The sequence below is a fragment of the Kitasatospora sp. NPDC051984 genome, from assembly GCF_044593455.1.
GTDB lineage: Bacteria > Actinomycetota > Actinomycetes > Streptomycetales > Streptomycetaceae > Kitasatospora.
The window spans coordinates 130,830-149,223 of the sequence record NZ_JBIUCB010000012.1; the positions used below are offsets into that span (position 1 = coordinate 130,830).

Annotated in this window: 16 protein-coding genes; 2 read left to right on the top strand and 14 right to left on the bottom strand. The window is 73.4% G+C overall.

From position 1 onward, the window contains the following. Positions 1-17: 17 nt before the first annotated feature. A complete protein-coding gene (locus ACIHEI_RS23400) occupies positions 18-3,746 on the bottom strand; it encodes a WGR and DUF4132 domain-containing protein (RefSeq protein ID WP_396607963.1) in 3,729 nt (1,242 codons plus the stop codon). Positions 3,747-3,847: 101 nt separating this feature from the next. Next, complete coding sequence (locus ACIHEI_RS23405) at positions 3,848-4,522, bottom strand: response regulator (RefSeq protein ID WP_387642391.1); 675 nt, start codon at positions 4,520-4,522, stop codon at positions 3,848-3,850. 468 nt (positions 4,523-4,990) lie between these two features. Here ACIHEI_RS23405 and ACIHEI_RS23410 point away from each other — a divergent pair, with 468 nt between their 5' ends. Then, positions 4,991-6,952, top strand: coding sequence for an amino acid transporter (locus ACIHEI_RS23410; RefSeq protein ID WP_392952760.1), 1,962 nt, complete (start codon positions 4,991-4,993; stop codon positions 6,950-6,952). A gap of 132 nt (positions 6,953-7,084) precedes the next feature. Here the strand turns inward: ACIHEI_RS23410 and ACIHEI_RS23415 are convergent, their stop codons facing one another. From ACIHEI_RS23415 to ligD, 9 genes are all read right to left on the bottom strand, one after another. Then, positions 7,085-7,993, bottom strand: coding sequence for a DUF4232 domain-containing protein (locus tag ACIHEI_RS23415; protein WP_396607964.1), 909 nt, complete (start codon positions 7,991-7,993; stop codon positions 7,085-7,087). A gap of 82 nt (positions 7,994-8,075) precedes the next feature. After that, positions 8,076-8,735, bottom strand: a complete 660-nt coding sequence (locus ACIHEI_RS23420; protein WP_396607965.1) for a class I SAM-dependent DNA methyltransferase — start codon at positions 8,733-8,735, stop codon at positions 8,076-8,078. A 58-nt stretch (positions 8,736-8,793) separates the two neighbouring features. Continuing rightward, positions 8,794-9,321: a GNAT family N-acetyltransferase gene (locus ACIHEI_RS23425; protein ID WP_396607966.1), complete on the bottom strand. Its 528-nt coding sequence runs from the start codon at positions 9,319-9,321 to the stop codon at positions 8,794-8,796. Positions 9,322-9,351: 30 nt separating this feature from the next. After that, positions 9,352-10,551: a DUF5685 family protein gene (locus tag ACIHEI_RS23430; protein ID WP_396607967.1), complete on the bottom strand. Its 1,200-nt coding sequence runs from the start codon at positions 10,549-10,551 to the stop codon at positions 9,352-9,354. 114 nt (positions 10,552-10,665) lie between these two features. Further along, positions 10,666-11,424, bottom strand: coding sequence for an HAD hydrolase family protein (locus tag ACIHEI_RS23435; RefSeq protein WP_396607968.1), 759 nt, complete (start codon positions 11,422-11,424; stop codon positions 10,666-10,668). Positions 11,425-11,471: 47 nt separating this feature from the next. Then, positions 11,472-11,966 carry a DUF6188 family protein gene (locus ACIHEI_RS23440; protein WP_396607969.1) on the bottom strand — a complete coding sequence of 165 codons (495 nt, stop codon included), beginning with the start codon at positions 11,964-11,966 and terminating at the stop codon, positions 11,472-11,474. Positions 11,967-12,052: 86 nt separating this feature from the next. Continuing rightward, positions 12,053-13,159 carry an NUDIX hydrolase gene (locus ACIHEI_RS23445; RefSeq protein ID WP_396607970.1) on the bottom strand — a complete coding sequence of 369 codons (1,107 nt, stop codon included), beginning with the start codon at positions 13,157-13,159 and terminating at the stop codon, positions 12,053-12,055. 280 nt (positions 13,160-13,439) lie between these two features. After that, positions 13,440-13,628 (bottom strand): YegP family protein, encoded by a 189-nt coding sequence (locus ACIHEI_RS23450; RefSeq protein WP_387642368.1) that lies wholly within the window; start codon positions 13,626-13,628, stop codon positions 13,440-13,442. 129 nt (positions 13,629-13,757) lie between these two features. After that, positions 13,758-14,702, bottom strand: coding sequence for a non-homologous end-joining DNA ligase (gene ligD / locus ACIHEI_RS23455; protein ID WP_387863388.1), 945 nt, complete (start codon positions 14,700-14,702; stop codon positions 13,758-13,760). A gap of 138 nt (positions 14,703-14,840) precedes the next feature. Here ligD and ACIHEI_RS23460 point away from each other — a divergent pair, with 138 nt between their 5' ends. Next, complete coding sequence (locus ACIHEI_RS23460) at positions 14,841-15,380, top strand: AAA family ATPase (RefSeq protein WP_396607971.1); 540 nt, start codon at positions 14,841-14,843, stop codon at positions 15,378-15,380. A gap of 43 nt (positions 15,381-15,423) precedes the next feature. On the opposite strand, the gene ACIHEI_RS23465 is transcribed toward ACIHEI_RS23460, so the two are convergent. From ACIHEI_RS23465 to ACIHEI_RS23475, 3 genes are all read right to left on the bottom strand, one after another. Next, the gene (locus ACIHEI_RS23465) at positions 15,424-16,218 is read right to left on the bottom strand and encodes a phosphotransferase (RefSeq protein WP_396607972.1); all 795 of its coding nucleotides are present in this window, start codon (positions 16,216-16,218) and stop codon (positions 15,424-15,426) included. Positions 16,219-16,264: 46 nt separating this feature from the next. After that, entirely contained in the window at positions 16,265-16,927 is a 663-nt protein-coding gene (locus ACIHEI_RS23470) for a Type 1 glutamine amidotransferase-like domain-containing protein (protein ID WP_396607973.1), read from the bottom strand. A gap of 101 nt (positions 16,928-17,028) precedes the next feature. Further along, positions 17,029-18,351 (bottom strand): aldehyde dehydrogenase family protein, encoded by a 1,323-nt coding sequence (locus tag ACIHEI_RS23475; RefSeq protein ID WP_396607974.1) that lies wholly within the window; start codon positions 18,349-18,351, stop codon positions 17,029-17,031. Positions 18,352-18,394 lie beyond the last annotated feature (43 nt).

Here is an 18,394-nt window from a genome sequence, read left to right on the forward strand (position 1 = left end):
CGCCGCCGGAGGGGTGCTCAGTCGGCGGTCAACTCCTCGAGGTCGGCGAGGAGTTCGGAGGCGGTGACGGCGTCCAGGTCGGCGAAGCGCTCGCCGTACTCGCGGCGGGACCGGTAGTAGTCGCGGGCCCGGGTGTCCAGCCACACCGTGCTGAAGGTCTGCTCGGGGAACTCCGTCACCACGCTGACGTAGATGCCCGGTTCGAGCGCGATCACCAGGTGCCGGCCGTTCGGCAGCGGCTTGTGGAACCAGCGCTCGACCCCCGCGTCCTCGGGGGTGCCGCGCTGCCAGCCGCGCTTGGTCATGCCCAGCAGACGGCCCACCGGTATCTTCGCTCCCTCGAAGCGGTGCAGCCGGTGCCCGGCGGCCTCCTCCGCCGTCAACGCGGCCGTCGGACGGGCGAGTTGGGGGAACGGCTGGAGCAGCCCGTGGCCGGCGAAGAGCGCGGACCAGGCGGGAACGTCGAGGTGCAGGGGGTGGGCGAGGCGGACGACGGCGTCCTCGGGGAGCGTGAACGCCTCGTCGCGGACATCGGCGAAGGCGCCGTCCTCGGCGACCCGGAACGCGGTGTCCGCCGTGCTCCAGACGAGCCGGCGGACCAGGTGCCGGAGCAGCGGGTGATCGACCAGCAGGGTACGGAACTCGGCCGCCGACCAGGTCCGTCCGGCAACCATCGCGGCTTCCAGGCGCTGGATCTGCACGCTCGCCAGCGCCCGGACGTCCTTCTTCAGCGCGGCGAAGCGCTTGCGTCCGGCCGGCGCCAGCTCCGGGTCGTCCTGGGCGCCGGGCGCGGGCAGATCCTTGCGGCGCTTGCCGTCCGCGTCCAGCACGAACGGACGCAGCTGCTCGTCGAACCCGACCGTGAACGTCCGCGCACCGTAGTCGACGACCGTCGTGCCGTCCGCGTCCAGCCCCAGATCGGGCACCAGCCGGTCGCCGAGCTGCTCGCCCGTCAGGCCCAGCGCCTCCGCGATCTCGGCGACCTTCTCCTGCGCCCGCGACTTCAGCGCCTTGAACTTCACCCGCTGCCCGATGCCGTGCAACTGCATCAGCGCGACGTCGCTGCCGATCCCCGCCAGCACGTCCAGGCCCTCCACCGCGCGGTGGTGCGCACCCGCACCCGGCCACTCGCGCAGCACCGGGGCCAGCCGGCGCGCGGTTTCGTCGTCGCCCCACTCGCCCAGCACGAACAGCGCCCAGCTGTCCGCCGCGGGCATCCCCGCCTGCCGCCACTCCTCGAACAGTGCCCAGCCGAACTCCGCCGCCGACTCCGGCCGCAGCAGGTCCGCCACCAGCGGCAGACCCGGATACGGGTCGCGCAACTTCGACAGCGACATCATGGTGACCACGTGCCGCACCGCCGACCGCGGCAGCGCCGCACCGGAACGCAGCACCAACTGCGGCAGCGCACCGAGCAGCAGCCAGTCCGGGAACTCCGGCATCTTCGCCGGCAGCGCGTTGACCAGCGGGTCCGCGCTCAGCGCCGCCGCCACCACGGCCGCCGGCGCATCGCCGTAACGTTCCTGCACCGCCGCCAGCAGGACGTCCACGCCCTGCTGCGCCGCGATCAGCCGCAGCGCGCTCTCGGCGGCCAACCGGGCCCGGCCGGCCTTGCCGACCGCGTTCGGCACCAGCAGCAGCGCACCCTCGACGCCGTGCCGGACGAACCACGAACGAGCCGTCGCCCGCTGCGACTTGAGGCGCACCAGGGCGTCCGCCATCACCCCGGCGACGGTGACGTCGCGGAACGGCAGCAGCAGCGGCACCACGTGCCCGGGCTGGGCCGCCGCACCGTCGCGCAGCAACGGCAGCGCGGCCAGGCCGAACCTGGCGACCACCGGGCGCAGCGACTCCGCCGCGTTCCAGTACTCGCCGGGCCGCCAGCCCTCCAGGTACTGGCCCACGATCTCCTCGGGGCCGTGCGCCAGCAGTTCCGCGCCGTACCAGAGGCCGCCGGCCTCCCTCAGCCGGATTGCCGCCTCGGCGGCCCAGTCGAAGCCCGGACCGAAGGTCCACGGGGACTGCGTGCCCTCCCGCCACTGCTCCGACTCGCCTTCTGCCCACAGGAGTTGGGCGGTGCCGTCGGCGGTGACCCCGGTCAGCACCTTCGGCTTCCGGGCGGGACGCGGGCGCAGCCACGGCGGCGAGGTCAGCAGCTCGGGCAGTGCGGTGGCCTCCGCCTCCGGCAACTGCTGCTGCGTCTTGCTCAGCGAGGCGACGAACTCGGCGGTGTCGGCGTCGAGTCGCGCCAGCACCTCGGGCAACTGCGAACGGAGCGAGCTGAGGTGACTGACCAGCAACTGCCGTGCGCTCGCGGCCTCCGCGCCGACCCGCTGCCGCGCGAACTCCGCCAACAGCCGCACCGCGCGCACCGGGAAGCGGCGCATCGCGTGCAGCAGGCCGGGGCGGACGTGGCGGACCTCGATCCGGTCGAGCAGCAGCCGGAACGCCCGGTCGCCGGGGAACTCGGCTATCTGGAGGGCGAGTTGACGGATCTTGTCGAGGTCGTACTGGGTGTCCAGGGCGCGTCCGAACAGCGGCACGCATGCGGGGCCCACCGCGTCGGCCAGGGTGGGCAGTTGGCTCGGCGGCCAGTTCATCCAGCGGCGGAGCGGCGGCTGCTGGGCGATCTGCGCGACCTGCTTCGCCGTGCCGACCGAGTGCAGCAACTGGGCGACCGAAACCTCGCTGATCTTCCCGAACCCCGACAGGTCGGCCAGGCATTCGTCCACCCAGCCCGGTACCTCCGGGGCGAGGAACGCGGTCGCCGCCCGGCGGTCCCGCCGGGTCCGGATCGCCGCCAACTCGGCCAGCACGGAACGGTATTCGGGCTCGTCGGCGAGCGCCAGCGCCCGCCGCACCCCCTGCGCCAGCGTGAACGCGAACTCCGCCCCACGCAGCTCCCGGCGGCCCGACCCCTCCGAGATCAGCCCGGCCCGGTGGTGGTTGGGCCGGGCGCAACTCGAGTCGAACTCGAAGGACGCCACCGTGGCGCGGGCCGCGAAACCCAGCCCGAACCGGGCGATCCAGGAGTCCAGGACCTCCTGGATTCCGCCCTTCTGCCAGGTCTCGCGCAGCATCGCCGCGACCGCCGCGGCGCCGATCGCGTCCGGCATCCCGCGCAGGTGCGCGCGGGCGGCCCGCACCAGGTACTGCTCGGAGTTGGCGTCGTCGAGCACCCGCTCGATCCAGGTCTCGTTCTTGGCGATCCGCAGCAGCTCCAGCTCCTCGGCCGCCGCCGCGTCCACCACCGGCCGGGCCGGCCCGGCCGGCACCCCGCCGCCACGGCGCGGCACCACCAGCGGGTACCAGGACTCCGGCAGCACGAAGGCGTCCTCGTCCGGCAGTTCGGCGAACTCGGCGTCCCCGGCGCCCTGTTCGACGGTCTCGACGTCCTGCTCGAGGGCCTGCTCGACGTCCTGCTCGACGGCCGCCAGGCTCTTGACGGTCTGCGCAGCCTCGGCGGACGGCGTCGGCGAGGAGGTCGGGGCGGTCGGGGCGGTCGGAGTGGTCGGAGCCTGAGCGCCCCCCGTCTCCCGGTACCCCTTGCGCTCCTTCTCGGCGATCTGCTTCGCGAGGTGCGCCTCGGCGGCGGCCGGGTCCGCGAGTTCCTTGACCTGGAGGCGTCCCTCGGTGCCGATCCGGCCGTAGCGGACCTGCACGGACGCGCCGTCGGTCGCCGCCTCCCAGAACTTCGACGAACCGTCCCCGACCAACTCCCAGCGCCGCACTGCCCCTCCAGACATGCCGATGGCTCCGGGCGGCCGCCGTGATCGTCCGGCCGCCCGGTGGGAACCCTAGCGAGCGGTTCCGACACCACCCCTGGTGGCGCGGAACCGCAGGGGAATCAGGCGCCGCGCTCCGAGGAGGGCGCGGACAGCGTCTGGGTGGCGATGACCGCGGCCTGCACCCGGCGCTCGACGCCGAGCTTGGCGAGCAGGCGGGAGATGTGGTTCTTGACGGTCTTCTCGGCGAGGAACACCCGCTCGCCGATCTGCCGGTTGGTGAGTCCCTCGCCGATCAGTGCCAGGATCTCGCGCTCCCGCTCGGTCAGGTTGGGGAAGTCGGGGGCGGGCGCCGGGGCCTCGCCGCGCAGGCGGGCCATCAGACGGGTCGCCGCGCCCGGGTCGAGCATGGACTGGCCGGAGGCGACGGTACGGATCGCGGTGACCAGGTCGGTGCCGCTGATCTGCTTGAGCACGTAGCCGGCCGCGCCCGCCATGATCGAGTCGAGCAGCGCCTCCTCGTCGTCGAACGAGGTGAGCATCAGGCAGGCGAGTTGCGGCATCCGTGAACGCAACTCCCGGCACACGGAGACCCCGTCGCCGTCGGGCAGCCGCATGTCGAGCACCGCGACGTCCGGGCGCAGCGCGGGCACCCGGGCGAGGGCCTGTTCGACCGTGCCGGCCTCGCCGACCACCTCCAGGTCGGGCTCGGAGTCCAGCAGGTCGTGCACCCCGCGGCGGACCACCTCGTGGTCGTCCAGCAGGAACACCCTGATCGGCGCCGATCCCTCGGACATGGCAGCAACTCTCCTCGCGCAATTCGCGGACGTCAGGGCCGGAGCCCGGACGCAGACACCCTGCAGTCTGCCAAACCGTACCCGGGGGCCGGGAGGGGTACCCGCCTCCGACCGGCCCCGAAGCAGGGCCGGTCGGCCCTTGACAGCGATGCTCGGACGTGCCTGAACCGTTGAGGTGTCGTCCCTCGGTCGTTCGTCGGTCGTTCGTCGGTCGTCCGTCGGTCGTCCGTCGGTCGTTCGTCGGTCGCCCCGGTTCGTGCCCGACCGGGCGGGCAAACAGTGGGCCAAGGCCACCCCAACGGGACGTCAAGCACCAGGGACCGGTCCCGACCTGGGCAGATGGGGGACGTTACGCTCCAGCCTGCCCTGGACGGTGGCGGAGGTGACCTACATTGACGTGGGAGTCCGCCCGGTGGGCCGGATCGTCCGGCGGCCCGGGGCTACCGACCTCGCGACAGGAGCAGCACAGTGGTCGATTCCGCCCCCGCGGACGCCGGCTCGGCGCGCGAGCGCCTTCGGGCCTGGCTGCTGGAAGGCCTGTCGGACATGGCCAAGCAGCACCCCGGCCCGCACGCCCAGGCCACCGACCAGCAGCACGGGCAGCGCTGGTGGCGGGTGATGTGCCTGACCGGCCTGGACTACTTCTCCACCCTCGGCTACCAGCCCGGCATCGCGGCCCTCGCCGCCGGCCTGCTCTCCCCGATCGCCACCATCGTGCTGGTCGCCGTCACGCTGCTCGGCGCGCTGCCCGTCTACCGGCGGGTCGCCCAGGAGAGCCCGCACGGCGAAGGCTCGATCGCGATGCTGGAGCGGCTGCTGTCGTTCTGGAAGGGCAAGCTGTTCGTCCTGGCGCTGCTCGGCTTCGCCGCCACCGACTTCGTGATCACCATCACGCTGTCCGCCGCCGACGCCACCGCGCACCTGGTGGAGAACCCGCACCTGAACAGCGTGCTCAGCGGCCACCAGGTAGTGATCACCCTGCTGCTGATCGCGCTGCTCGGCGGCGTCTTCCTGAAGGGCTTCAGCGAGGCGATCGGTGTGGCGGTCGTCCTGGTCGCGGTCTACCTGGCACTGAACGTGGTGGTGGTCGCCGTCGGCCTGTGGCACGTGATCACCGCGCCGTCGGTGATCACCGACTGGACGCACGCGCTCAGCGTGGAGCACGGCAATCCGCTGGTGATGATCGGCGTCGCGCTGGTGGTCTTCCCCAAGCTCGCGCTCGGTCTGTCCGGCTTCGAGACCGGCGTCGCCGTGATGCCGCACATCGAGGGCGACCCCGAGGACACCGAGGACCGGCCCACCGGGCGCATCCGCGGCGCCCGCAAGCTGCTCACCACCGCCGCCGTGATCATGAGCTGCTTCCTGATCACCACCAGCTTCATCACCACGCTGCTGATCCCCGCCGACGACTTCAAGACCGGCGGCCCCGCCAACGGCCGCGCCCTCGCGTACCTGGCCCACCACTACCTGGGCAACGCGTTCGGTTCGGTCTACGACCTGTCGACCATCGCCATCCTGTGGTTCGCCGGTGCGTCCGCAATGGCCGGACTGCTCAACCTGATGCCGCGCTACCTGCCGCGTTACGGCATGGCCCCGCACTGGGCCCGGGCCGTGCGGCCGATGGTGCTGGTGCTCACCGGCATCGCCTTCGTGATCACCTGGCTGTTCGACGCCAACGTCGACAAGCAGGGCGGCGCGTACGCCACCGGCGTGCTGGTGCTGATCACCTCGGCCGCGATCGCCGTCACCATCGCCGCGCGGGCCGCCCGGCAGCACCGGTGGACGATCGGCTTCGCGATCATCGCCGCGGTGTTCGTCTACACCACCGTCATCAACATTGCCGAACGTCCCGACGGCGTGAAGATCGGCGCCTGCTTCATCGCGGCCATCGTGCTGGTCTCGCTCGCCTCCCGGCTCGCCCGGTCCTTCGAACTGCGGGTCACCGACGTCCAGTTGGACGCCGTCGCGGAACGCTTCGTGCGGGACACCGCGCACCGGACGATCCGTTTCATCGCCACCAAGCCGGCCACCCGCGACCTCGCCGAGTACCGCGACAAGGTGCACCAGATCCGCGCCGACAACGACATCCCGGTCGAGGACGACCTGGTGTTCGTCGAGGTCACGGTGCTCGACCCGTCCGACTTCGAGGCCGAGTTGAAGGTCCGTGGCGAGGTGCTGCACGACCGCTACCGGGTGCTGACCCTCGAGCACTCCAGCGTGCCGAACGCGCTCGCCGCGATACTGCTGCACGTCCGCGACACCACCGGCCAGCTGCCGCACATCTACTTCGAGTGGACCGAGGGCAGCCCGTTCGCCCAGTTCCTGCGGTTCTTCCTGTTCGGCCAGGGCGAGGTCGCGCCCGTCACCCGCGAGGTGCTGCGCGAGGCCGAGCCCGATCGCAGCCGGCGGCCGCGGGTGCACGTCGGATAGCGCTTTCCAGGACCGGTTCGGAGTGGTGGAAAGCGTTTTCCGAGATCCGGTCGGTCAGCGGCTTCGGATAGCGCTTTCCGGGACCGGTTCGGAGTGGTGGAAAGCGTTTTCCGAGACCGGTCGGTCAGTGGCTCAGGACGGGGAGTTCTCCCGGGCCCAGGCGCCGATGCCGAGCCGGCCGGTGGTGCCGAGGTCCAGCTCCGGGGTCACCATCACCGGCGCCGCGTCGGGCGTCGCCCGGACCCGCAGGTACGGGGCGTTCACCGGGTCCACCGCGGTGTCGTCGTTGGTGTTGCGCCATACCACCGTGGACCGCGCGCCCTCGCCCGGCCCCAGCGTGATCCGCTGCGGCGGGTTGTCCGCGCCGGTGCCGGCCGCGATCGCCGCACCGCCCTTCAGCACCTGCAGCGCGTCCACCGGCCGGTGCTGCTCGTCCAGTGCCTGCACCTGCGGGTAGCCGTCCACCGTCACCGGTGACGTCCCGCAGTTCACCAGGTGCAGGCCCACCACCCGCAGCCCCATCGCCGCATCGCCCTGGTCCGCGTACAGCCGCACCCCCGACGCCGGGCACGGGCCGCCCTTCGAGGGCGCCTCGGCCGTCGGGACGCTGCGCACCAGGGTGATCTTCACGTTCGGGACGATCGGCGGCAGGGGCGCGGTGGTGCGCGCCGGGTTCGGGGTGCCGACCTCGACCCGGCCGCGGACGGTCGCGCCCGGCGGTACCGCCGTTGCCGTGCCGGTCGGGCTGGTGTCCAGGCGTTGGCCGACGCCCGTCCACCCGAACAGCACCGAGAAGTCCGCGGCCTCGCTGCCCGCGTTGGTCACCTCGAACTCCGCGCAGGCGTCGTTCACCGCGAGAATCCGCACCCCGTCCCGGGACCACCCGTCCAACGGCCGCTCCAACGGCACCCCGCACGGCCCCGCGCTCGTCGACGGCGCGGCCGACCCGCCGCCGGTGGCCGTCACCGACCCGCACCCGACGAGCAGCGCGGCGGCGGTGAGGACGAGGGCGGCGGCGGGTCGCGTGGCGGTGGCAGACATTCGGCGAGTTGATCACGTCGCGGCCGGGCCGGTCCGTGACGCCCGTCACGGTCCGGGCAACAGCCTTGCAACGGTTGTCAGTTCACGCCTGATCGCTGCGGCGCGGGCGGCGGGCGAACAGGATGGCCCCCGGCACCTCGGCGTCCGGGTCGGTCAGCAGCTGGGCCTCGACCGTGAACCCGGCTTCGCGCAGCCACGCCGCGACCCGGTCGGGCGAGCGGCGGTGGACGTGGACCCGCATCGGGTGGCCGCCGTAGCCCTGCGTCTTCAGCCGCGACCCGGTGCCGACGTGAAAGCCGATCAGCAGCGGCCCGCCGGGACGCAGCACCCGCCGGAACTGGTCGAGGACCGCCGGGACCACCTCGTCGGGGACGTGGATCAGCGACCAGAAGGCGAGCAGTCCGGCGACCGACCCGTCGGCGAGCTCGAGGTCCGTCATGGTGCCCACCTCGAATCGCAGGCCCGGGTGATCGCGCCGGGCCACCTCGATCATCCCCGGCGACAGGTCGATGCCGAACGCGTCGAGGCTCAACTCGTGCAGGTGGGCGGTGACATGCCCGGGGCCGCAGCCCACGTCCGCCACCGGCCCGCCGCCGGAGGTGCGCACCAGGTCGGCGAACACGGCCAGGGCGGCGCGGAGGTACGGCGCCCCGGCCAGTGCCTCGCGGATCCAGTCGGCGTAGCTGACCGCGACGGTGTCGTAGGAGTCCCGGGTGTCCGTCAGCCAGCTGTCCGCGTTCATGCGCGACACCGTAGTCCAGTGGTCAACTTCCGGGCCCGGTCGGCGAATCACCGACGGCTCACATCGGCAGCGAGTGCAGCCGGACCGAGCCGGCGGGCCAGTCGGCCCCGGGCGTCAGCGGCTTCCACATCGCGCCGAGCGGGACGGGCGCCGGGCCGGCGGGCTGGTCGGCCGTCACCGGCTCGGGCAGGGGGAGAAAGCCGAGGCGGGTGTAGAGCGGGGCGCGGCTCGGGAGGCAGAACAGCAGCGCCCGGTCCAGGCCGTCGGCGCGGGCGGCGTCCAGCACGCCGGTGACGGCGAGGCGGGCCAGGCCGTGGCCGCGCAGGCTGGTTTCGACGATGACGCCGCCGACGCCCGCGACGTCGAAGCGCTGCCCGCCGACCTCCACCGTCCCCGCCGCCAGCCCGGCGTGCGCGACCACCCGGCCCTCGTGCCACACGCCGAAGTGCCGGTCCTTGGGCCGCCACGTCACGCCGTACGAGCTGGTCTCGAACGGGTCGGCCGCGCCGCCGCCCAGTGCCAGCACGTCCGGCCAGCCCCAGTCGGCGAGCTCGGCCGCTGCCGTGAACTCCGGTGTGTCACCCATGACTTGCTCCACTCGTTCCGGTTCTCGGGACTACGAACAGTCGCATCCGCCGCAGCCGTCGCACCCGCAGCCGTCGCACGCACTGCAACAGCCGTCGTCGCCGCAGCACTGGCAGCAGCTCCCGTCGCACCCGCTGCAGCAGTCACAACAGTCGCAGGCGGAGTCGCAGTTGCGCTGGCAGAAGCCCTTCTGGCGCTCCCGGGAGAACGGGTTGTCATGCTCGCAGCACAGCAGCTGACACGTGCAGGCCATCGTCAGCCAGACCGCGCACCCCACGATGGTGTCCCGGCGCGGCTTCGGCGGGCCCGGCGGCTGGTGGGGACCGGCGGGCGCGTCGGGGTCCGTGCCCGGCGGCGCGGTGCTCGCGCAGACATGCCCGGCGCGGCCGAACACCCGGTCCACCGCCTCGCCGGTCTCGTGCGCCAGCAGCCGGTGCACCAGCGCCCGATCGGTGAACTCCACCTCGGCCAGGGCGAGTTTGATGCCGTGCACGGCGTCCCGGCACAGGCGTCGTGCCTCCTCCTGCGAGGTGCCCGACACGGCCAGCGGATTCCACAGCCCCTGCGCCTCGTCCTGCTGCCGGTCCTCGGCCGCGTCCAGCAGGTGCGCCAGCCGCCCGAACAGCCGGCCCGCCTCGGCGAGCGCCGCCGCGTTGCCCGGACGGCCCGCCAGCACCGCCGTGTGCGCGAACGCCGCCGCCGTCGCCTCCTCGGTCGGCGCCGTCGCCAGCAGCAGCGGACCGCCCGCCGTCACCAGCCGCTCCGCCTCCTCCTGCCGGCCCGCCGCCGCCAGCAGCACCCCCGTGTCGAAGCCGACCGCCGCCGCGCTGCCCGTGCTCTGCCGCTCCCAGCGCCGGGTTATTCGGTGCGCCCCCGCCGCGACCGGCCGGCGCGCGAACACCCCGTCGCCGTCCAGCACATGGTCACGGACCTTCACCGACGCCAGCGCCAACGAGACCGCCGCCGCCAGCCGCGCCCCCTCGCCGCGCGCCACCGGCGCCGTCCGCATCCCGCGCAACGGGCACGGCCCCGCCGTCCGGCGATCGGCGGCGCGCGGCGACTGCGCCTCCACCAGCACGGAGATCACCAGGCCGTCGTAGTTGGTCGCCGTCCGCGCCAACTGCCCGTGATCGTCCCGCAGAGCCAGACACAACCCGCACAGGTGTGCCATCCAGGACGCGTGCAGTCGCTCCGACAAGCGGTGCCGACACGGTCTGATGATTCCGAACAATTCCCCGCCCCCATTGCCTTGCCCAACCTGCCCTGCCCAACCTGCCCTGACCAGCCGCCATCCTAGTGACGCTGCCTCACCTCTGAAGGTTCCGGCAGTGAAGTGCCGTCGGCGTCAGGCCGAGGCGAGGCGCAGGATCTCCGCCGCGACGGCCTCCGGGTGCGGGGCGACCGTCACCGTGGCGACGCCGTCGAGGGCAGGGTGGGTGCCGACGCGGACGGCGTGGTGGGCGTCGCGGAGCAGGGAGAAGTCGTTGATGTCGTTGCCGAAGGCGTTGTAGTGGTCGATGCCCAGCGAGACCAGGGCCTCCCGCTTGTCGGTGGTGCCGGGCGCGAAGTCGATGATCCCCTCGTCGAAGTGGTGGTTGACGGAGAATCCGAGCGCGCGGCAGGACGCGGCGAGGGCGGACAGGTCGGTCGCGGAGACCACCAGAAGCTTCACCACGGCCGGGAGTTCGGCGAGTTCGACGCGGCGGGCCACCCGGTTCTGGTCGACGCGATCGAGGATCGGGTGATCGGCCGGGCCGGTGTAGGCGTAGTCCCACGGGCCGTCGGCGAGATAGCCGGCCTTGAACCGTTCGGCCTCGGCCAGCAGGCCGGCGAGCTTCGCGGCCGAGAACGCGGCGCGCATCCGGACCCGCCCGCCGACCGACACCAGGCTGCCGTTGCCGCCGATCAGCGTCGAGCAGGGGAACGCGCCCTCCAGGACGGGCAGCAGATCACGGATCGGCCGGGCGGAGGCGAACACCAGCTCGTGGCCGGCCCGCTCGCAGGCGTCGAGGGCGGAGAGGATCCGGGCGTCGATCGTCCTCCCGTCGAAGCAGAGCGTGCCGTCGATGTCGAAGACCGTGGTGCGGGCGGGAGGGATGATCATGGTCGGAGCCTAACGAGCCTCCTACCTCCGGCCGAGCTCACCCCCGCTCAAACAGGTGGCCCGCCGTCCGGTTCACTGCCTGGCCCGCCGTCCGGGCCGCTGTCCGGTTCACTGCCTGGCCCGCCGTCCGGGCCGCCGTCCGGTTCACTGCCTCGCCCGCCCTCCGGGCCGCCGTCCGGCCCGCCGGTGAACAGGGGGCCGGTGGGGGAGGCGAGCTGCCACGGATGGACGGGGCCGCCGGGGGCCGGGTCGGGGGCGACGGCCAGGAGGTGGCCGGTGTCGAAGGCGAGGTGCAGGCCCCCGGCGGGGGTGACGGTGGCGCAGGTGACCGTGGCGTGCACCAGCGGGCCGAGGGCGCCGGACGGGATGACGCCGAGCGTGGGGTAGAAGTGGTCGACCTTCGCGCCGCGCAGCAGCCGGAAGTCGTTGCGCACCGTCAGCCGCAGCCCGCCGCCGAGGTGGAAGACCAACCGGTCGCCGCCGACCAACGACCGCACCACGCAACCGTCCAGGCCCAGCACCTGCTCCGCCGACCGTTCCATCGTCGCCACCTCCTTGCTCGTACCTTCCCGCCGCGCGGGCCCGGCTACCCGTGCGACCGGTCCCGCTACCCGTGCGGCCGGTCCGGCTACCCGTGCGACCCGTCCGGTTCGGCGGCGACCGCCGGCGACCCCGAGTGCGGTACGCCGTTCAGCAGTTCGGCCGGGCCCGCGCCGGCCGGGAGGGCGCGGACGGCCAGGCACGCGGCCAGCCGGTGCGCGATGGGCGGGATCAGCAGGCGCTGCGCCTCCTCGGGGGTGAACAGGCCCCATTCGGCGATCTCCTCCTCCTGGAGGCGAATCGTCGACAGTTGCTCGGCCGTCACCGTCCCGCCGTCGAACACCAGGACGGTGCGCGGGAGTTCGTCGGCGACCGAGGGCATCCAGTCGATCGCCAGCAGCCGGCCCGGTTCGTGCTGCCAGCCGAGTTCCTCCAGGGTCTCCCGCCGGGCGGCGTCGCGGGGCAGTTCGCGGTCCGCCTCGATCGAGCCGCCGGGCAGCACCCACGCCGTCTGGCCGTTCCACGGGACCAACCGCACCAGCAGCACCCGGCCCTGCTCGTCCGTGAACAGCGTCCGCGCCTTCGCCCGGATCCGGGGACGGCTCGCGATGTACGTGTCCCGGTCCATCGGTGGCGGCGGCGCGGGCCGGTCGCTGCCGGGCGGCAGCAGCGCCGCGATCCCGGCCGGGCCGGTGTACGCCGGGGTGGGCCACGGGCGCAGGTGCAGGGAGGTGTGGCCGACCGGCCGGCCGTCCGCGAGCTCCAGCGGCGCCGCCGAACGCGGCGCCAGCGCGCAGGACCCGACCCGCCGGGACAGCAGCGGCGGCAGCGCCGACATCAACTGCTCCGGCGTCAGGTACACCAGCGCGTCCAACTCCTCGGCCTCCAGCCGGATTCGGGCCAGCTGAGCCTCGGTGAGCGGGTCCGCCCAGTACAGGAACGCCGCGATGGGCGGCCGGTGGTGGTCCCGCGACCAGTCCAGGCAGGCGAGTTCGCGCAGCACCGGGGTGATGCCCAACTCCTCCTGGATCTCCCGGACGGCGGTGTGCCGGGGCGACGGGTCGGACGCGTCCCAGCCGCCGCCCGGCACTTCGATCGGGTGCTTCGCCCGGTACGACACCCGGGCCACCATCACCCGGCCCTGCTCGTCCGGGAACAGCACCCCCGCCGCCGCCAGCAGTTCACGCCCCGCCATCGCCAACCCCCTCGCCCGGTCCGCATTCGCTGCCTTCAGCATGCCGCAGTGCGGGCCGGCGAACCGTGATGGCGACGAGCCCGTGACAACCCGCCGGGTCGGTCACAGGCTCGCCACAGGGGCCGCAGGTGCGGGCCCGGTGTGCTCGGCGGTGCGTTTGGCGGTGTGCTCGGCGGTGCGCTTGGCGGTGTGCTTTTCGGCGCTCACGCCGCACGTGCCGGCGCGCGCCGTTCGTGCCCGGTGCTCACGCCGCTGGTGCTCCGCGCTCACACTGCCCGGGTCACGCGTTCGCGCCGGTCTCCTGAAGTTGCGCGTACGGTGCGAGCTTCCGGATCGACTCGATGCTCTTCAGGCACTGTTCGCGGGACTCCTCCGGTTCTCCGGTCACCACGATCGATCCGTTGCTCGCCTTCAGGCGGAAGCGGTGGAGGCCCTGATCATCTACGTACAGTTCGAACTTCCCAGCCATGCCAGTGATTACCTCTCGCTCGGGTAGCCCCCCGGTCAACCCCCTGCAACGGCACCGTACGGACTGCCCGGGAGCGTCGCGCGCCGGGTCGGCCATCCGGTGCAGCGGTGTGCGGGCCGGGCTCTTGCGTCAGGCCGGGGGTTCGCGGACCACTTCGGCGGCCGGGCGGTCGGTGCGTACGCCCTGGTAACGGGGCGCGCGGAGCCGGCCGTCGCGGGTCCACTCGGTGAAGCCGACCTGCACCACCAGTTCGGGCCGCACCCAGTGCGAGGTGCGCAGCGGTACGTCCTCGGCCGGGTCGAACGGGCTGACGGGGGCGGCGAGTTGGAGTAGGACGCGGTGCAGGGCGCGGAGCGTGCGGGTGTCGAAGCCGGTGCCGACCTTGCCCGCGTAGCGCAGCAGGCCGGGCTGGTGGCCGGGTTCGTGGTAGCCGAGCAGCAGCGCGCCGAACGCCTCGCGGCTGCCTGCCGGTTCGGTCCAGCCGCCGACCACGAACTCCTGCCCGCGCTCGCACTTGAGCTTCAGCCAGTCGCCGGACCGGGCGGCCAGGTACCGCCCCGCCGCGCGCTTGGCGATCAGGCCCTCCCAGCCGTGCGCGCACGCCTCGGCGAGCGGGACGGGGACGCCCGGTTCGGCGGCGGTGTACTCGGACAGTCGCAGCGGCTTCCTGAACTCGACCGCCTCGGTGAGGAGTTGCTTGCGGTCCAGCAGCGGCAGCCCCGTGGTGTCGTGCCCCTGCAGGGCCAGCAGGTCGAACAGCACGTACTCGACCGCGACGCCGCTGGCCAGTGCGCGTACGGGATCGTGCAGCCCCATCCGCTGCTGGAGCCGGGCGAAGCTGGTCCGCCCGCCCTCGAAGGCGACGATCTCGCCGTCCACCGCGAACCTCGGCACCGGCTGCGCGGCGAGCGCCGCCACCAGCTCCGGGTAAGCGCTTTCCAGCTGCTGTCCGGTCCGCGACCGCAGGGTCACCCGCGCGCCGTCCCGCACCGCCAGCGCCCGGATCCCGTCCCACTTCCGTTCCAGCAGCCACCCCTCGTCGAACACCCGCCGGGTGCTCGACACCGCCAGCATCACTCCGCCACCACCGCTCACCCCGCCAGCCGTTCCCGCCACCCACGCCCCGCGAACCGGCCCTCACCCGCCCGGCGGCCCGCCCCGCGCGCGCTACGCTGACGCCCCGACCAGGACCGAAGGGAGTGGCCGCCCGTCATGGCCCGCTGGATCCTCACCGGCGCGCCCGGCGCCGGAAAGACCACCGTGCTGCGCGAACTCGCCGCCCGCGGCCACGACGTGGTGCCCGAGGCCGCGACCGACGTCATCACCCGGGAACAGGCCGCGGGCGACCCGGAACCGTGGACCGCGGACGGCTTCGTCTCCCTGGTGCTCGCCCTGCAACAGGCCCGGCAGGACCCGGCCCCGCCGCCCGGCCGCCACCGGCTGTTCGACCGCTCACCGGTGTGCACCCACGCCTTGGCCGTCTACCTCGGCCGGCCCGTCCCGCCCGCGCTCGCCGCCGAGCTGGAACGGATCGTCGACACCCGGACCTATCGGCGCGAGGTGTTCCTGATCCGCCCGATCGGATTCGTCACCCGCACCGCCGCCCGCCGGATCGACTACCGCGCCTCACTGGACTTCGAGCGCGTCCACCGCGAGAGCTACCGGCGCTTCGGCTTCCACCTGATCGACGTTCCGCCCGCGCCGGTCCCCGATCGGGCCGACCTGATTGCCGCCGCCTTGGCGCGCCGGTGACGCATGGACCGCTCCATCGGACCGTGCGCCTGCCGTTCGTGCGTCAAGCCTTCAACGTTCGTTCCAGGAGCGGCCGTTGATCGGCGAGCCAGGATTGCAGCCGGTCCCAGCGGGCCCAGCCGCCGTGGGCGTCGAAGTAGGCGGTGAACGCGGCGTCCCCGGCGGTGACCCGGTGGGTGACGAAGGTTCGGCAGACGGCGGTGGTCTGTTCAAGGACGGACGGCAGCGCCAGGCGGTCGGCCGGGGAGAGGCCGTATGCGTCGGCGAACAGGCGCAGGCGGTGCGGGACTTGGAGGTGGGCTCGGGCGGTCTCGGTAGCCGTGGTCGGGTCGAGCACCGGTACCCAGTAGCGGGCCGTCATCGCCACGTCCCAGATCGGGCGGCCCGGGGCGGCGAAGTCGAAGTCGATCAGTGCGGCCGCCGCGCCGGTGCGGAACACCACGTTCTCCACGCACACGTCGTTGTGGCACAGGAGCGGGCCGCCCTCCGGATCGGCGAACTCGCCGGGCCAGGCCGCCACCGGGTCGAACGGCGTGCGGGCGGAGGCGTCGTGCCAGCGCCGCAGCAGGCGGGCCACCGACGTCAGCGCGTCCTCGCGCAGCGCCCATGCCGGGTACGGCGGCACCGCGACGTCGCCCGGCAGGAACTCCAACTGTTCGCGCCCGCCCGCCGGTTCACCCGTCGGCAGTGGCGCGTCCGCGAACCCGCCCGCTCGCAGTGCCCGCAGAAACCCGTGCAGGGCAGGCGCGTTGGGCCCGGCCGGGCGGTCCACCACCGCTCCGCGTCGTACCACCGCGCCGGCGTTGGCCAGCCCGCCCGTCAACTGCTGCTCATCCATTCGTTGATCGTCCCACCGGGTCCGGGGGAGAGGGCTGTCCGAGCGTTCAGAGGAGTCGCCAGTGGCCCTCGGAGACGATCTCGACGACTCCGTCGGCGACCTTGACGGCGGTCTCGTCGTCGATGGCGTAGGCCGGGTTCGGCAGGGCGGCCGCCCAGCGTTCGGCGTCGGCCATGGTGTTCTCCGGCAGGGCCGGGTGGTCCAGGTGCGGGAAGAGGGAGAAGTCGACGAGGCCCAGGGTCTCGTCAGTGCCCGTGGGCGACGTCCACTCGACGAACTCCGCCCCGACGCGGGGCGTCATCACCATGCTGCCGGCGCTCAGCCCGACCCAGACCTTCTCGTGCAGGGAGGGGAGCAGCTCCGCCAGGCCGGACTGGCGCATCCAGTGGCACAGGTACAGCGCGTCACCGCCGTTGGCGAGCAGGACGTCGGCCTGCTGGACCCAGGGCAGCCAGCGCTCGGCGCCGATGCTGGGCAGGGCGGTGAGTTCCAGGACGCCCATGGATTTCCAGCCGAGTTCGCACATCGGGGTGGTGGACCGCCCGGTGATGAAGCGCCACGCTCCGGCCGGGCTCCCCATGGGGTGTCCGTAGCCGGCGGTGGGGATGCACAGGGCGTCGGCCTCCTCGAGGGGCTTGCCCAGGAGGTCGACGAGGGCCTGCCGGATGCTCGGGTTCTTCACTCCGGCGGAGGTGAGGAGCAGTTTCACGATGCCTCCCGCGCAGGGCGATCCGTCCCTGCGGATAGGGTCCTGGAGCCCGCCCCGGCGGGGCGGGGCGTGGGTTGTCGGCAGTGTGGCACGCAGGTGGGTCAGACCAGGCGGGCCGTGACGGTCTTGGGTCGTTGGTATTCGCGCAGGGCGAGGGTGGAAAGGTCGGTGCCTGCGCCGGAGCCGCGGCGGCCGCTGTGGGGGAGTTCGGCGGACTGGGCGAGGTGGCAGTTGAGCCAGACTTCGCCGGCGGAGAGGCGGTCGGTGAGGGCGAGGCCGGTGGTGAGGTCGGTGGTCCAGACGGAAGCGGCGAGGGCCTGCGGGACGGATTCGGCGAGGGCGACGGCCTCGTCGAGGCCGGCGGCGCGCTGGACGGTGAGGAGGGGGCCGAAGACCTCCTCGACCACGGCGGGGTCATCGGCGGGCAGGTCGGCGAGGACGGTCGCGGGACGCCACAGGCCGTCGGTGCGGCCGGGCGCGGTGTGGGCGGTCCGGGCGGCCGATTTGGCCACGATCCGGTCGTAACGGGCCGCCTGGTCGGGGTTGTTGAGCGGGCCGAAGTCGCGTCCGGCGTGGCGTTCGGCCATGGCGGCGGCGAGCGCGGTGACGGCGTGCTCGTACGCCTCGTCGAGGACGATGACCCGGGCGGGCGCTGCGCAGCTCTGACCGGCGTTGTAGGTGCTGGCGGCGGCGAGCTGCTGCCAGGTGTCGGCGGGGGCATCGGGCAGCACCAACACCGGGCTGTTGCCGCCGAGTTCGAGGCTGACGGGGGTGAGGCCGGCGTGGGCGGTGATGTCGGCGCCCGCGGTGGGGCTGCCGGTGAACGCGATCAGGTCGCAGCCGGCCGGGACCAGCAGCCGGCCGGTCTCCCGGTCGCCCGGCAGGGCGGTCAACACGCCCGGCCCGAGGGCCTGTTCGGCGTGCTCGGCGAGCAGCAGCGCACTGTCGGGGGTGGTCTCGGCGGGCTTGAGGACCACCGTGTTGCCGGCGGCCAGGGCGGGGGCGCAGCGCCAACCGGCCATCAGCAGCGGGTAGTTCCACGGCACGATGGCCGCGACCACGCCGACCGGCTCCCAGCGGACCCAACTCTGGTGCCCGGCCAGGTAGTCGCCGGCGGCGGGGGAGGTGCCGGCCCGGACGGCGCCGCCGTAGAACCGGAACAGGTCGGCGACCTCGGCGATCTCATTTGCTGCCTCGGTGACGGGCTTGCCGGTGCCTGCGCACTCGGCGGCCAGGTAGTCGTCCGCGTGCTGCTCGATCAGGTCGGCGAGGGCGGTGAGCCGGCGGTGCCGATCGCGCGGGGTGAGCGCGGACCAGGCGGGCCGGGCGGCCCTGGCGGTGGCGACGGCGGCGGCCACCTCGGGCTCGCGGGAGGCCTCGAGGGTGCGGCGGTGGGCGCCGGTGCGGGGGTCGGTCAGCTTCATCGGGCGGTCTCCATCAGGGGCGCAAGTTGTGGGCGCGCAGCCA

Coding starts and splice junctions, on each gene's coding strand:
- ACIHEI_RS23440 (WP_396607969.1), bottom strand. CDS start 11,966: ATGGAACGGTCGGCGGAGCAGGTGCTGGGCCTGGACGGTTGCGTGGTG.
- ACIHEI_RS23435 (WP_396607968.1), bottom strand. CDS start 11,424: ATGATCATCCCTCCCGCCCGCACCACGGTCTTCGACATCGACGGCACG.
- ACIHEI_RS23415 (WP_396607964.1), bottom strand. CDS start 7,993: ATGTCTGCCACCGCCACGCGACCCGCCGCCGCCCTCGTCCTCACCGCC.
- ACIHEI_RS23425 (WP_396607966.1), bottom strand. CDS start 9,321: ATGGGTGACACACCGGAGTTCACGGCAGCGGCCGAGCTCGCCGACTGG.
- ACIHEI_RS23450 (WP_387642368.1), bottom strand. CDS start 13,628: ATGGCTGGGAAGTTCGAACTGTACGTAGATGATCAGGGCCTCCACCGC.
- ACIHEI_RS23400 (WP_396607963.1), bottom strand. CDS start 3,746: ATGTCTGGAGGGGCAGTGCGGCGCTGGGAGTTGGTCGGGGACGGTTCG.
- ACIHEI_RS23465 (WP_396607972.1), bottom strand. CDS start 16,218: ATGGATGAGCAGCAGTTGACGGGCGGGCTGGCCAACGCCGGCGCGGTG.
- ligD (WP_387863388.1), bottom strand. CDS start 14,702: ATGCTGGCGGTGTCGAGCACCCGGCGGGTGTTCGACGAGGGGTGGCTG.
- ACIHEI_RS23460 (WP_396607971.1), top strand. CDS start 14,841: ATGGCCCGCTGGATCCTCACCGGCGCGCCCGGCGCCGGAAAGACCACC.
- ACIHEI_RS23445 (WP_396607970.1), bottom strand. CDS start 13,159: ATGGCGGGGCGTGAACTGCTGGCGGCGGCGGGGGTGCTGTTCCCGGAC.
- ACIHEI_RS23405 (WP_387642391.1), bottom strand. CDS start 4,522: ATGTCCGAGGGATCGGCGCCGATCAGGGTGTTCCTGCTGGACGACCAC.
- ACIHEI_RS23475 (WP_396607974.1), bottom strand. CDS start 18,351: ATGAAGCTGACCGACCCCCGCACCGGCGCCCACCGCCGCACCCTCGAG.
- ACIHEI_RS23420 (WP_396607965.1), bottom strand. CDS start 8,735: ATGAACGCGGACAGCTGGCTGACGGACACCCGGGACTCCTACGACACC.